Origin of the sequence: Thermincola ferriacetica, from assembly GCF_001263415.1 — a bacterium.
Taxonomy (GTDB): Bacteria; Bacillota; Thermincolia; order Thermincolales; family Thermincolaceae; genus Thermincola; species Thermincola ferriacetica.
The window spans coordinates 26,357-39,672 of sequence record NZ_LGTE01000026.1 but is presented as its reverse complement, the minus strand read 5'-3'; the positions used below and the strand labels follow the sequence as shown (position 1 = coordinate 39,672).

Below are 13,316 nucleotides of genomic sequence, written 5' to 3'. Positions count from 1 at the left end.
TGCCGGAAACAGCGATTTCAAGCCCTCACTGTCGTTAACACTGTCTACCCGCCCTCCACCAAGTCGCAACTTATTGTTTTACCTCCACAGCGGCCTCTTTCTCACCCTTACCTAGGGAAGGGTAGGCGGCCCGGCTTTTAAGAAATGCTATATGAGCCATCGAGTTCGGGAACGCTGCCTGATCGGCAAGATTTTGCAGCACCAAGCTCCCCGGTAGCGGAGACACCCTCCTACCCTGCCGCCATTCTCCAGCACAAAGCTCCGGGGAAGCCGGGTCACCCCACCCACCCTTCCAACATGCCGCTTCACCCACCCCTCCAATAGACCGGCTTGGAAATATTGGAGCGGAGGGATCATTTAACCTCCCCTTAATTATGATAATGCAGCTTTGTCATCAATCTGAAGCGTATGTAAAATACGCTTTTTATCTTTGCTCGGCGGCCATTTTCTGCAGGCATTCATCGCAAATACCATAAAACTCCATCCGATGGTAATTAACCTGGTACCCCGTCGTATCCTGCACCAGTTTATCCAAGCCCTGGTAAACAGGCATATCAACATCTACTAATTTATTGCAGTTTTCGCATACAAAATGATAATGATTGTTAGCTTTGCCATCGTATCTGCTATATGTAGAGCCATAATTAAGTTCCAAAATCTCACCAAGTTCTTTTAATACGTTTAAGTTGCGGTAAACGGTGCCCAAACTGATATCCGGAATTACTTTTTTGGCCTGTTCGTATACCCAGTCTGCCGATGGATGACAATCTGTATTGCGTAGTATTTCTAAGATAATTCTTTTCTGTTTGGTCATTCTGGTGGTTTTGGCCCTCAATGTGCAATTCACCCTTCTTTCGTAGCAAAAAATACAAAAAATGAAAATATCACTATGCATTAAGTATATCCCTTTTTTCTTTAACTGTCAACATTTGTAAACTTACTTTCTTTGCAGTTTTCAGACTTTTCTTTTAATTTTTATAAAAAAGGAGGCAATTGCTTTACTTAATGAGCGCCCTGTGGCGGTGAAGTGTCCTGGTATAGTATAATGTTTCTGAAAGAAGGAAAATCCCCACCCACTATATAACATTTGAAGAACCTAGCAGGAAACTTCAAGAATGTTACACCTTTGAGGAGCGTGATTCTGCTTTTAACTGGACCAAAACTGATGACCTGAATTTAGCCGCCATTACCAGTGCGATTATTGGAAATAAAGGTATCGAGTCAAAGCTTCCCAGTGGTGTCTGTGACAAACTTCAAACAGCTACCAGGGCACGCCGGTCTGAGGTAAATAAGCGGTCTATTCTGCAAATCGAAATTCGCCAACTTATGGATATGATATGGCCCGGATTTCTAGGTTTCCTGAATCTGTACCGGGAACAGTTATTTCAATCCTTCACTGTCGTTAGCAATGTTAACAGTTTTTGCCAAATTAAAAGATCTGTCTTCAAAGAAAAACTTCATAAAATCTTAGGTAGTTTTCTACCATGTCATCTATATGAAACTTGCTGACGGCATGCCTGCGGCTTTCCAGGGCCATTTGTAAATACCTCTCTTCGTCACTTAAGAGTTTCACAGCCCTTTCAGCCATTGCCGCAACATTACCTACTTCTTCAAGGATTCCCGTCTCGCCGTCTCTGACCACCTCCGGTAGTCCCCCTACTTTAGTTCCGACTACAGGTACCTGGCATGCCATTGCTTCCAGCGCAACAAGGCCAAAACTTTCTTTTTCCGAGGGAAGCAAACATAAATCCGAGATAGAAAGCAGCTCCACAACCCTTTCCTGTTTACCCAAAAAAAATACCCTGTCTAAAAGGCCGATTTTTCCTACGTATTCATGAATATAAGAACCGTCCGGACCGTCGCCGATCAACAGCAGCTTGGACGGAATCTTACTGTTAACCAGGGCGAAAAGATCTACCACATCTTTCAGACGTTTTACCGGTCGGAAGTTGGAGATATGAATCAGAAGTTTATCTTCGCCGTCGGTAAATCTTTTCTTTAACTGAGGGCACGGCAGCCTCCGGTATTCTTCGGGGTCCACAAAATTGTAGATTACTTCAATCTGCCTGTTCAGTTTAAACCGGCACAGGGTTTCATCCCGTAGGCTTCTGGAAACGGCGGTGACCCCATCGCTGCACTGGATGGCAAAACGGGTAATATCATAAAATTGTTTCTCCAACCCCACAATGGTTATGTCAGTCCCATGCAAGGTAGTTATGACCGGTAATTCCAACTCTCCTTTGAGCATCTGTTTGGCCAGGTAAGCGCTTACTGCGTGAGGTATGGCATAATGAACATGAAGCAGGTCAAGGCCTGCCCATTTAGCTACTTCATATATCTTGCTCGCCAAAGCCATCGAATACGGAGGAAACTTGAACAACGGGTAATCAACAATGTCTACTTCATGAAAAATTATGTTTTCATGAAACAGGTCCAGTTTAAAAGGACGTTCGTAACTGATAAAGTGCACCTCGTGGCCTCTGAAGGCCAATTGTTTTCCTAACTCTGTAGCCACCACTCCACTGCCGCCGTATGAAGGGTAACAGATCATACCGATTCTCATTTGGTTTCCCTCCAGGCGGCAATCGGGTCATTCAAAGGCACCGGCACCTTAGTGGTAAAGGCCTCTCCGTATTCAACCCCTATTTGCGCCCCGTACTGCCGATTGCGGCTTTCTACAAAACTCAACGGGTCTTTTGCTCCCAACAGCCCCCTCTGCCCAAACTGGGAATCATGGGCCAGCAAAGCTTCCCACTTGGTGGCAAAATATTCGCTGATGTCCACTATAAACGAAACGGTCCCGGGCCTATTCAGGTAGTAATGCAGAATAACCTGGGGCCTGAAGGGCGGAATTTCCGGCATATATTTCACTAAACCGGCTTTGAACACCGCCTCTTCAATCAAGTGGGCCGCCTTGACATGGTCGGGGTGTCTGTCTTCCCAGTAAGGAGCCAGAACCACCGTCGGCTTATATTTTCTGAGCAGAGGTACTACCAGGTCTATATTTTCCCTGCATACCGAAACTTCTCCGTCGGGTATGCCCAGGGTTTTCCGCCAAACTGCCCCCAGTATGCCGGCCGCTTTGTACCCCTCCTGCTCTCTGATTTCCACAGTTCCCCTGGTGGACAGTTCACCACGAGTCAGGTCGACAATGCCCACTTTATATCCTTGGGCCGTTTGTTTGGCTATAAGCCCGCCCGCTCCTATTTCCACATCATCAGGATGAGCGCCGAAAGCAATCATGTCCAATTTTTCAGAATCCATACCACATACCCCTTTTCCTGAGTTTATTTCAATATCCTACTGGTCATAATCCGCTCCAGATGAGCCAGCGTATTGCACTCGTACATCAGGCACCTGGCGCAAAAAGCCTGCACAGATGGCGTATCGTCCCAACTCTTTTTCGGCAGGGTATTCAGCCAGATGATTTCCCTTACTTTCTTTCTCAGTTTGGTCATTTCCTCAGCCGCTCTGGCATAGTTCAGCGTTTTGGTATCGCTTAATATTATCAAAAAGGTATCGGGCCGTAGCAGGGCGCCATATTTGTTTTCGATTACCTGCAGGGCTTTATATAAATCGGTCCCTTTGCCCCACTCCTTGCTTCTATTAACAATATCGGTCATGGTTTGGTCAAAGGGATGTCCTGCCCTGAAGTAAGGCGTAATCCGTTCCACCCCTTCAGAAAAAACAAAACTTTCGATGTCTTCCACCGTACTGGACAAACCGTAAATAAATTGCAGGATAAAACCCGCATATTTAGCCATTGAACCCGATACATCGGCTATCAATAAAAATCGTGGTTTCCGGGGTTTTCGCGTTTTAAAATCCAGTTTGAAAAGAGTTCCCCCATACCGCATATTGTGGCGAATTGACCGGCGCAGGTCCAGGCGGCTCCGCTTTTTGCTCTGTCTATACCGCCGGGATATCCTGGTCGCCAGTTTTTGGGAAAGTTTCTTTATCAGTACCCCCACCTGCGGCAGGTCCCTGTCCGCCAGTTTCTGCATGTCCTCATAAAGCAAATCCTCTTCCTGAATAGTCTGTTTTACTACCTCATCCAGCAGACTGTCCATTTCTGGGTCACCTGCATAATTTACCTCAAAGGGCGGGTATGCTTCTTCCTGCCGCAGCCTGTGTTTCCAATAGTTTAAAGAACTTCTCACCACATTGGTAATCAGTTGTTCCGGGCTGTTTATACGATTCCCCTGGAACTGGCTCTGTAAATAATCCCGAATTTTCTGTTTTTTATCTTCAGGCAACCGGGCATAAACCTGTTTTTCCTCGTCAGTGAGCTTCAGTTGCAACTGGCCGGAAGATTCACCGTCTTGTCCCCGTTGTTCCCACTCAAAGGACAAATCTTTTTCCGCTGCCTGCATTTCCACAGCTTTCTTTTCCTGGCCCTCAACATACTGAGCCACTCTTTTTTCCATATTTTCAGGGTTTGTAAAATAGGCATCGAATGCGCGCTTGACCTGCTTGCGGCTGGTTTCATCCTTGGCCAGAGTTCCCTGAAACACGGCCAACACCTGTTCCCGGTCAATAATGTCCACCATTTGCAGTCCTCGCACGGCATCAATGACCTCGGCGGAACTTATGCGCAGGCCAAGGCGCCGAAGAGCATCAACAAACCTGACAATGCTGTTTTCGATATAGCGCTGGCGCCCGGTAGAATTTTCTTGGGCCGGGTGGGACATAACTAATCCCTCCTGTGCTTGTGCCGGCACGAACAGTCCGGCGACCGCATAGCTGATAAAAGTCCGGCCGCTCCTAACTCCTGCCGGTAAATGTCCAGGTCCTCCTTATTTTTCAGCAACACATTTATCGTCGATTCCACCAGGGCCGGATCTAACCTATCGGCGTCCATGTATACCAAGGCTTTGGCCCAGTCCAGGGTTTCCGATATGGACGGTTTTTTCTTTAGTTCAATACCTGTGCGCAGGTAATTGACTGCCTGGGCAACTTCCCGGGAAAGCTGTTCACCGACCCCGGGCACCCTGGCCCTGATAATGCGCAGTTCTTTTTCTATCGATGGGTAATCCACGTAAAGGTAAACGCAACGGCGTTTTAAACCGTCGGACAAATCCCGTTCCGCATTACTGGTCAATACCACTATGGGAATTTGTTTAGCTTTTATTGTACCCAGTTCAGGTATAGAAATCTGAAAATCGGACAATATCTCGAATAAAAAGGCTTCAAATTCCTCGTCGGTCTTGTCAATTTCATCAATTAAAAGTACGGGTTTATTTTCGGTCCGGATAGCCTTTAGGAGGGGACGTTCCAGTAAATATGTTTCCGAAAAAAGGTCTTCTTCCGTGATGTCCCCGCCTTCTTCCGCTTTGCCCAGTTGAATGCGGATTAACTGGCGCTGGTAGTTCCATTCATATAAGGCCTTGTTTTCATCCAACCCCTCATAGCATTGCAGCCTTATAAGTTCCGCCTGAAAAATCCTACTGAGGGCCTTGGCAATTTCTGTTTTCCCCACCCCCGGCGGACCTTCCACCAATAAAGGTTTCTCCAGCTTTAAAGCGAGAAACACCGTAACAACCGTATCCTGTTCCAAGATATAGGCTTGTTCTTCAAAGGCCTTTTTCAGTTCTTCCACCGTAAAATCCTTCATAATACACAACTCCCGTTTTTTCTTGCATTATACCAAAGGGCTGGATGCAAAAAAATGACGCATATCACATCCAACTGCGCAGTTTCTTTTCGTCCAGAATGGTTATTACCTGCCTGTCCAGCCGAATAATATTGCTTTTATTGAAATCACTCAGGACTCTCGTTACAGTTTCTCTGGTGGTTCCGATCAAATTGGCCAATTCCTGCCTGCTCAGAGAAAGGTCAATTTTTATTCCCTCTGCGCAGGTTAAGCCGTGTTCTTTAGCCAGCATCAGCAGCATGCTGGCCACACGTCCATAGGTATCCCGCAGAGCGATATCCCTGATCTGAATCTGCGCCTGGCGTAAACGATAGGTCATAACTCTTAGCAGGCTGAGCGCGATATCGGGGTTTTCCCGCACCAGTCGTTCAAAATCATCGTTTCGGATAAGCCCTATCTGACTGTCTTCGAGCACCTGGGCTGTCGCCGGGTAGTTGCCTTTGTCAATAAAAACCACCTCGGCAAACACATCGCCTTCTTTTAAGATGTGCAAAATCTGTTCCCGACCGTCTTCTGCCAGCTTGTATACCTTAACTTTGCCGGAGATGATAAAGAACAGGGCCTCGCCCGGCTCCCCTTCCATAAAAATGATCATGTTTTTCTTATAATTCCTTATTACAACAATATCTTCTATCTGCTGTAGTTCATTTTCCTCCAGACCGGCAAAAATAGGAGTGTTCCCGATAATTTCCCGGACAGTCAGCAAAGCTATCCCTCCTTCAAAAACTCTTTTACTATAAGGTCGGCCAATTCTTTAACATCATCCGGCCCGTAACAGGGCACGCCGGTAAATTCCCTGTCGGAAGCCACGACGGCCACCAATTCCTCCCGGGACGTAATAAGGGCATCATGCACCGAACCGCGAAACACTTCGATTTTGGGCATCTTTTCTTTTTTAAATCCCTCAACTAAAATTATATCAGCATCGGTAATCTCCTGCAGCGCCTTTTGCAGGCCTATTTTTTGCTCACTTTTTGAAATTTTTACCATTTGATATGGAGAAACCAGCATAACTGTTGCCGCCCCAGCCCGGGCGTGCCGCCATGTATCCTTGCCCGGCCGGTCAAATTCCATATCCCGGTGATGGTGCTTAATGGCTGCCACCCGGTAACCCCTGACGGTCAATTCCCGGATAAGTTTTTCCATTAATGTAGTCTTGCCCGTATTGGAGAACCCTACAATCCCTACAAAAGGAATCACTGGTCAACCCCCCAGGACCCGGTATTCATTGGCATAAAGGTTAAAGCGCCCGCCCCTGGCAAAACCGATGAGGGTTACCCCCAGTTGTCTCGCCAGTTTTACCGCCAATTCGGTCGGCGCTGACCTGGAAACCAGGATAGGCGCTCCCAATTTAGCCACTTTGAGAAGAATTTCCGAAGAAAGCCTACCCGTTGTGAAAAGAATTTTATCATCCACAGATATATTGTCCATGTAACACCTGCCCACAATCTTATCCAGGGCATTATGGCGTCCTATATCTTCCCGGTATAAAATCATCCTGTCCACGGAACAGAGTGCTGCCAGGTGCACACCTCCCGTATCCTTGAACAGGCGGGAAACCTGCTGGGTCCGGGTCATCAATTCAATAATCTTTTCAGCCGCAACTGTGATCTGACCCGTCACCGGCCGGCATTTGGCGTCCATAACATTATAAAAAGTGGTACCCTTACCGCAGCCCGTTGTGATATATCGTTTCAAAAAAGTCTGCTCAGCAATAATACTGACCTTATCGGCTGTTACCCAGGCCATTCCCCGCTCACAGTCAACCCTTACCCTGATTTCTCCGGCATCCCCTTTTATCAGCCCTTCAGAGACAAGGAACCCCACAGCCAGTTCGTCCTGGTTTACCGGTGAGCATAAAAGGGTCACAATTTCCTGGTCGTTCAGAAAAACAGTCAGAGGACTTTCTGCTGCCAGCGGGTCATCTATTAGCTCTACGATCCCGGCTTTCCAGCGGTAAGCCTGAAGGTATTTCTTATCCTGCCGAGCACTTCTTCGCTGAGCATTATCCTCCTGAATTTTGTCTTCCGGAGTATTATTTTCCTGATTGTCTTCCAGAGAATTATTTTCCTGGGAATTATCTTCCTGAGTATTTTCTTCATGAATGTTGTCTTCCCCAATATTGTCTTCTCCACAGATTTCTGTTGCCATTTTTCTGGCTTCTTCCAGTTCCGCGGGGGTATTTACGTTGTAAAAAAACTTTTCCGGCGCAATTCCGTTATTCAGTTCACTGTAATCTATTTCTCTTACCCGAACCTGGCTGTAAAAGGACGTAATTTTATATATCCCCGCCTGCAACTGCTGCTCAATGGGTTTTAGACAGCTTTTAGCATAAATAGCAAACAGAGGTTGGTATTTCCCCTCTATAACCGGAACGGTAACATCCCAACCGCGGCTTTGGCGAAACAGCCGCTGTGCCGTTTTTCTGGCTACGAAAGGCATATCACAGGCCACTATTAAACTTCTGTCCAGGGATGCATGGGTCAACCCGGCATGGATACCACTCAAGGGCCCTTTGCCAGGATAAATATCGGTGACTATGCGAATATTTTGCAAACCTTTATAAGCATGGGGAGCGTTAGTTACAATAATGATTTCTTTAAATACCGTCCCCAGTTCGCCAATGATTTTTTCTATAATGGGGACATCCCGGACCCTTAAAAAGGCCTTGTTCTGTCCCATGCGGGTGTTTTGACCGCCGGATAATATGACCAGGCTACCGTCTTCCATGTAGTCACCCCAAAATAATAATTAAGAAACTTTCTTAAATTATACTTGAAAAACTTATTCTTGTCGAATATCTTCCCTCTCAACCAACAGCCGGCATACTTTATCCCCTTCCGCCAGCAATTTTTCAAAAGTAAGCTTGAAAGGAAAAGAGGCTATCCGCCCATGGTCGCCACACCTAGCCATTTTGCAAAGGGCAGCAACTTCTTTATCAGAAGCCCCTTGCTTTTTCCAGGCTTCCACCAGCGGACAATACGAAAATTCAATAACTGCCCGGTTATCACTTTCCTCAACCAGCTTTTGTTCAAATACCATGCTGCCCACCGGCGTTATCAGGCTTCTGGCCCAATCGCCTGGGTTATCGGCAGGCGGCATCTGTTCTCCTTTTTGCCGTCCAAATTTAAATATTGCTTCCGAAACAGCAGGAACCTCCGTAATTTCTTTACCGCCCTGTAATTCCTTCAGGATAAGGTAGAGCCAAACAGCCCTGTCTTCTATGGCTGCCCGCACCGCGTCCCTTAGTTCTTCTCCGGTTACTTTGTCCTCCATATTGACCTCCTCATTGTCCATTCAGGCAATTATTAAAAGAGATAAATATTACCGATTTTTTTTATAACACTGGACAACAAATATGTGATATATTGTTGAAAAAAGCAATTTTACAAAGGAAAGGAATGCCCGTGTTATGCGGAAATTTTCCCACCTGTTAATATTGCTTGTCCTAATCTTTGCCTTTATTACTTTTCTGGCCGGCAGAGCAGAGGCCCCAGCGCTGAAATTAACAGATAACCAAAGGCCTATCCCTGTCCTGATGTATCACAAAGTCAATCCTTACAGGTCAAGCGGCGGCAAGGGCTTACGGGTTGACCCCAACGAATTTAGCTGGCAGATGCGATACCTAAAACAGCGCGGTTTCACGACTATCTCCAGCACAGATCTCATAAACTACCTACGCCACAAAAAAACCCTGCCAAAAAGGCCAATTTTGATTACTTTTGACGACGGTTATGAAGACAACTATCTTTTTGCTTACCCGATTATGAAGCGTTACGGCTTTAAGGGTGTTATTTTCCTCGTGGCCGATGATATCGGCCGCTACAACGTATGGGATGTGAAAATAGGCAAACAGCCTTATAACAAACTGCTTAACTGGAATCAGATAATGGAGATGAAACGGTATGGTTTTGAATTTGGTTCCCATACCTTAAGTCATCCCCATCTGGCCAGAATAAACAGAACTGTTGCCGCTTATGAAATCGCTGAAAGCAAAAGAGCACTGGAAAAACGGCTGGGCGTCCCCGTTACCAGTTTTGCCTATCCTTACGGCAATTTGGACGACGATGTGGCGCAAATGGTTAAAAAGGCAGGTTATTCCTGTGCCTTTACCACTGCTATCGGTCCCGTTATTAAAACTTCCGACCCTTATAGGTTAAACCGTTTCCGCATTACCGGTTATACCAACAGAACCGGTTTCATAACCGCCGTGGAAGGAGAACCCTATTAACCGTTCGGTTTACGGGCAACATAAAAGACCCTTCTGGTCGAAGGGTTTGGCGGGTCAAAAGTGAATCCGTGGTATTCTGCCAGCAGTTCAAAACCCGTTCGTCCCAAAGCCGCTATTATTTCATCTCTTGAATAATATTTCTCTTGGTGAACTTCGTAGAACTTCTCGTAAAGAGCCCCTTTCTTAATGAAACCCGTTAACCTTATTTCCCATAAGTCTTCCGCAGGGTTGTAGTCGGTCTCCCAAATAAGAGACATATCCTCTTCATCGAGGAAGGTGGTATCGTTGCTCGCCCCTTTGGCCAGTTTGGCAACAGCGTTCATGTCAAAAATGAATAATCCGCCAGGCCGGAGAGCGGAGTAGACTCCGTGGAAAACTTTTACCATGTCGGTATATGCCGTTATGTAATTTAACCCGTCGTGGTAACAGGTCACCAGATCCACCTTTTCCGGCAATCGTAGTTCACGCATATCCTGTTGTAGGAATTCAACGGTCAGGTTTTCCGCCGCGGCTTTTTCCCTGGCTTTATCCAGCATGGCCCCGGAAAGGTCCAAACCGTATACTTTTATACTGTGTCTAGCAAAAGGCAGAGTTGTATTGCCCGTACCACAGGCCAGATCCAGGACGCCGGTCAGCTTTACATTGAACCTGCCAGCGATTTCCCGAATATAGTTAAACCAATCGTCATAATCAACGCCCTGCACCAAATAATCGTAAATGTCGGCAAGCTTAACATACTGGTCCATCAATAATCGTCTCCAGGTTTGTTTTACTCGTCACCAAAACTGATCCCTACCGATTTGGCCGCAAATACTTTGTCACCGTCAGGCGGTACCTTACGCAACTGCTTTACGGCGTCGGCGATTGGAACAGTTTCTATACGGGTATTTCTCAGACAGACCATATGGCCGAATTTACCTTCCATCAAGGCTTTAACAGCACAAGCCCCATACCGGGTGCTGAGAATTCGGTCAAAAGGTGTAGGGCTACCTCCTCTCTGCAGGTGGCCAAGCACCGTAACCCTGGTTTCCATACCCGAACACTTTTCGATTTCTTCAGCAATACTATTGCCTATACCGCCAAGGCGGATGGGGTCGGCGCTGTCGGGAATTACCTTAGCTACCACCATCTCCCCGCCCTTTTTCCTGGCACCTTCGGCCACAACTATGATGCTGAATTTCTTTCCGTTGTCCTTTCGTTCCCTGATTTTCCTGCAAACTGCCTCAATTGTAAAGGGGATTTCCGGAATCAGAATAACGTCGGCCCCGCCGGCTATCCCCGCTTCCAGGGCTATCCAGCCGGCATAGCGGCCCATAACTTCCAGGATCATCACCCGGTGATGGGACTCAGCCGTAGTATGCAGCTTGTCGATAGCATCTGTAGCCGTATGCAGGGCCGTATCAAAACCGAAGGTTATATCCGTGGCCGAAAGGTCGTTATCTATAGTCTTGGGGATACCAATAACCGGAAATCCTTTATCCCAAAATTCCTTCCCAATACTGAGGCTGCCGTCTCCACCTATAATAATCAGAGCATCGATCTCCAATTTTTTGAGATTGGCAATAATTTCATCAGATTTGTCAACGTAAACCGTTTCCCCATTCTTCTTCACAGGATAGCGAAAAGGATTATCCCTGTTGGTAGTGCCGAGAATAGTTCCACCCCTGGGTAAAATGCCAGATACACTCTTGACATCCAGTTTTGTATACTGGTTATGAATCAGTCCGCCAAAGCCGTCCATAATGCCATACACTTCTAAACCATACTGATTAATAGCCGTTTTTACCACCGCCCGAATGACGGCATTCAAACCGGGACAGTCTCCGCCGCCCGTTAACACGCCTATCCTTTTTATTACCGCAGTACTCATTATAATGAGCCTCCTTTCGCAATAATTAAAATTTTGTTTTCGACACTCTGACAGGAAATCCTCTCCAGCCGCCACTTTTTCCGCAAAACACAAGGATTTTAATCGAATAACGTCGAAAAGTTATTATAAGTCTGAGCAAAGAAGGTGATTGCAATGCTGGTTAAAGACCTGATGGCCCAACCCGTTGTGCTTATAACGGAAAAGGCCACCGTAGGGGAAGCCCTGGAACTTATCAGACAGCATGATGTTCGCCACCTGCCGGTAGTTGACAGAAAACAACATTTAGTGGGCGTAACTTCTGAATCGGACCTCCTGAAAATCTTCCCCAGGAATAAGCACGACGAACGGAAAACTTTTGAAACAAACCTTCTTCTGAGGACACCTATCACGCAAGTTATGGTTCCCAATCCTTATCATATTAATCCGCACATTACCATAGAGGAAGCGGCCCTGCTTATGAAGAACCATAAAATAGGCTGCCTGCCGGTGATTGAACATTCCAAAGTGATAGGACTGATTTCACGCACTGACGTCATCGAAGCCTTTATCAATTCCCTGGGGCTTGGCAAATCCGGTGTGCGGGTTACTATCCCCTACCGGAAGAAAATAGGTTTCTTATCGGATTTGGTGCGACTGGCAGATAAATTTGGGGTGTTAATCGACCATATGGTTACCTTTGAAACGGAGATTGTCTTGAAGATTCGCCGGGAAAAAGCGGAACAGTTTCTGAAAGAATTAAAGTCCCACGGCTATACAGTTACCGATATTACATGTATAGAAAACTCCGTTTCTCTACCCTGTGCCTAAAAAGGTATTTTAAGTGCCTGACGGAAAACCCTGCTGGCGCCAGGCCTCATATAATACTATAGCTACTGAGTTGGATAAGTTCAGAGACCTGACATTGTTTATCATGGGAATGCGGATACAGAACTCCGCATTTTCTTCCAGCAGCTCCTTCGGCAAACCGGCTGTTTCTTTGCCGAAAACCAGGAAATCATCGGCGGAATATGGAACGTCGGTATAGAATTTCTTGCCCTTGGTGGTCACATAATAGAACCTGCTGGCAGGATATTTCGCCTTTAGTTCCTGAAAATTTTCGTAATACCGGATATCCAGCAGGTGCCAGTAATCCAGGCCGGCTCTTTTTAAATGCTTGTCATCTACCGAAAAACCCAAAGGTTTTACTAAATGCAAAACAGAACCTGTGACAGCACAGGTTCTGGCTATGTTGCCGGTATTGGCGGGAATTTCAGGTTCTACTAAGACTATGTTCATGCTTGTCCTCCTGTTTCTGATAATAGTCCCTTTTATTTAATAGTCCCTTTTATTTTTCCGAACTGCACTACATTCTTATTCACCCGTACAATTTTGTTCACCCCTAGCACGCAGTCTTTGCTGCCGACAACAGATTCAGGATTTGATGTCTTGGTCGACCTTTTCCCTTTTATGTGTCTTCTGCTGCTGTTTTAACAAATATTTAAACAGCATCGAGTATAAGTATATTGAACCGCCTACAATTAATAGAAATGCGACCAGGTCCAGGAAGCGAATAGGAACGGAGC

General features: G+C 46.3%; 14 protein-coding genes. 2 read left to right on the top strand and 12 right to left on the bottom strand.

The genetic code is table 11. The annotated features are described in order from the left end of the window. Nucleotides 1–424: 424 nt before the first annotated feature. The 9 genes from Tfer_RS13485 to Tfer_RS13445 all read right to left on the bottom strand — a co-directional run bounded on the left by Tfer_RS13485 (nucleotide 425) and on the right by Tfer_RS13445 (nucleotide 8,929). Nucleotides 425–835, bottom strand: coding sequence for a Fur family transcriptional regulator (locus Tfer_RS13485; RefSeq protein ID WP_083436961.1), 411 nt, complete (start codon nucleotides 833–835; stop codon nucleotides 425–427). A gap of 609 nt (nucleotides 836–1,444) precedes the next feature. Then, entirely contained in the window at nucleotides 1,445–2,563 is a 1,119-nt protein-coding gene (gene bshA, locus Tfer_RS13480) for an N-acetyl-alpha-D-glucosaminyl L-malate synthase BshA (protein WP_052218853.1), read from the bottom strand. Continuing rightward, entirely contained in the window at nucleotides 2,560–3,264 is a 705-nt protein-coding gene (bshB1, locus tag Tfer_RS13475) for a bacillithiol biosynthesis deacetylase BshB1 (protein ID WP_052218852.1), read from the bottom strand. The genes bshA and bshB1 overlap by 4 nt, the downstream gene beginning before the upstream one ends. A gap of 23 nt (nucleotides 3,265–3,287) precedes the next feature. Further along, on the bottom strand, nucleotides 3,288–4,691 hold the full coding sequence (locus tag Tfer_RS13470; protein ID WP_052218851.1) for a vWA domain-containing protein: 1,404 nt from the start codon (nucleotides 4,689–4,691) through the stop codon (nucleotides 3,288–3,290). Nucleotides 4,692–4,693: 2 nt separating this feature from the next. Further along, nucleotides 4,694–5,614, bottom strand: a complete 921-nt coding sequence (locus Tfer_RS13465; RefSeq protein ID WP_052218850.1) for an AAA family ATPase — start codon at nucleotides 5,612–5,614, stop codon at nucleotides 4,694–4,696. 64 nt (nucleotides 5,615–5,678) lie between these two features. Continuing rightward, nucleotides 5,679–6,359, bottom strand: coding sequence for a Crp/Fnr family transcriptional regulator (locus Tfer_RS13460; RefSeq protein WP_052218849.1), 681 nt, complete (start codon nucleotides 6,357–6,359; stop codon nucleotides 5,679–5,681). A 2-nt stretch (nucleotides 6,360–6,361) separates the two neighbouring features. Continuing rightward, complete coding sequence (gene mobB, locus Tfer_RS13455) at nucleotides 6,362–6,853, bottom strand: molybdopterin-guanine dinucleotide biosynthesis protein B (protein WP_052218848.1); 492 nt, start codon at nucleotides 6,851–6,853, stop codon at nucleotides 6,362–6,364. Nucleotides 6,854–6,856: 3 nt separating this feature from the next. Further along, complete coding sequence (gene fdhD, locus Tfer_RS16145) at nucleotides 6,857–8,383, bottom strand: formate dehydrogenase accessory sulfurtransferase FdhD (RefSeq protein ID WP_083436960.1); 1,527 nt, start codon at nucleotides 8,381–8,383, stop codon at nucleotides 6,857–6,859. Between the two features lie 54 nt (nucleotides 8,384–8,437). Beyond that, complete coding sequence (locus Tfer_RS13445) at nucleotides 8,438–8,929, bottom strand: L-2-amino-thiazoline-4-carboxylic acid hydrolase (RefSeq protein WP_052218847.1); 492 nt, start codon at nucleotides 8,927–8,929, stop codon at nucleotides 8,438–8,440. Between the two features lie 136 nt (nucleotides 8,930–9,065). Here Tfer_RS13445 and Tfer_RS13440 point away from each other — a divergent pair, with 136 nt between their 5' ends. Beyond that, nucleotides 9,066–9,884 (top strand): polysaccharide deacetylase family protein, encoded by an 819-nt coding sequence (locus Tfer_RS13440; protein WP_052218846.1) that lies wholly within the window; start codon nucleotides 9,066–9,068, stop codon nucleotides 9,882–9,884. Here Tfer_RS13440 and Tfer_RS13435 read toward each other — a convergent pair. Then, nucleotides 9,881–10,630 (bottom strand): class I SAM-dependent DNA methyltransferase, encoded by a 750-nt coding sequence (locus Tfer_RS13435; RefSeq protein ID WP_052218845.1) that lies wholly within the window; start codon nucleotides 10,628–10,630, stop codon nucleotides 9,881–9,883. The two genes, Tfer_RS13440 and Tfer_RS13435, sit on opposite strands and share 4 nt — an antisense overlap. 23 nt (nucleotides 10,631–10,653) lie before the next feature. Then, nucleotides 10,654–11,754 (bottom strand): 6-phosphofructokinase, encoded by a 1,101-nt coding sequence (locus Tfer_RS13430; RefSeq protein WP_052218844.1) that lies wholly within the window; start codon nucleotides 11,752–11,754, stop codon nucleotides 10,654–10,656. A gap of 153 nt (nucleotides 11,755–11,907) precedes the next feature. Between Tfer_RS13430 and Tfer_RS13425 the strand changes: the two genes are divergently transcribed. Then, nucleotides 11,908–12,561, top strand: a complete 654-nt coding sequence (locus tag Tfer_RS13425) for a CBS domain-containing protein (RefSeq protein ID WP_013121189.1) — start codon at nucleotides 11,908–11,910, stop codon at nucleotides 12,559–12,561. Nucleotides 12,562–12,570: 9 nt separating this feature from the next. Here the strand turns inward: Tfer_RS13425 and trmL are convergent, their stop codons facing one another. Further along, nucleotides 12,571–13,029: a tRNA (uridine(34)/cytosine(34)/5-carboxymethylaminomethyluridine(34)-2'-O)-methyltransferase TrmL gene (gene trmL / locus Tfer_RS13420; RefSeq protein ID WP_013121190.1), complete on the bottom strand. Its 459-nt coding sequence runs from the start codon at nucleotides 13,027–13,029 to the stop codon at nucleotides 12,571–12,573. Between the last annotated feature and the right edge of the window lie 287 nt (nucleotides 13,030–13,316).

Excerpts from the sequence above, each read along its gene's own strand:
- bshA (WP_052218853.1), bottom strand. The coding sequence starts at position 2,563 with ATGAGAATCGGTATGATCTGTTACCCTTCATACGGCGGCAGTGGAGTG.
- bshB1 (WP_052218852.1), bottom strand. The coding sequence starts at position 3,264 with ATGGATTCTGAAAAATTGGACATGATTGCTTTCGGCGCTCATCCTGAT.
- Tfer_RS13470 (WP_052218851.1), bottom strand. The coding sequence starts at position 4,691 with ATGTCCCACCCGGCCCAAGAAAATTCTACCGGGCGCCAGCGCTATATC.
- Tfer_RS13465 (WP_052218850.1), bottom strand. The coding sequence starts at position 5,614 with ATGAAGGATTTTACGGTGGAAGAACTGAAAAAGGCCTTTGAAGAACAA.
- fdhD (WP_083436960.1), bottom strand. The coding sequence starts at position 8,383 with ATGGAAGACGGTAGCCTGGTCATATTATCCGGCGGTCAAAACACCCGC.
- Tfer_RS13445 (WP_052218847.1), bottom strand. The coding sequence starts at position 8,929 with ATGGAGGACAAAGTAACCGGAGAAGAACTAAGGGACGCGGTGCGGGCA.
- Tfer_RS13440 (WP_052218846.1), top strand. The coding sequence starts at position 9,066 with ATGCGGAAATTTTCCCACCTGTTAATATTGCTTGTCCTAATCTTTGCC.
- Tfer_RS13435 (WP_052218845.1), bottom strand. The coding sequence starts at position 10,630 with ATGGACCAGTATGTTAAGCTTGCCGACATTTACGATTATTTGGTGCAG.
- Tfer_RS13430 (WP_052218844.1), bottom strand. The coding sequence starts at position 11,754 with ATGAGTACTGCGGTAATAAAAAGGATAGGCGTGTTAACGGGCGGCGGA.
- Tfer_RS13425 (WP_013121189.1), top strand. The coding sequence starts at position 11,908 with ATGCTGGTTAAAGACCTGATGGCCCAACCCGTTGTGCTTATAACGGAA.
- trmL (WP_013121190.1), bottom strand. The coding sequence starts at position 13,029 with ATGAACATAGTCTTAGTAGAACCTGAAATTCCCGCCAATACCGGCAAC.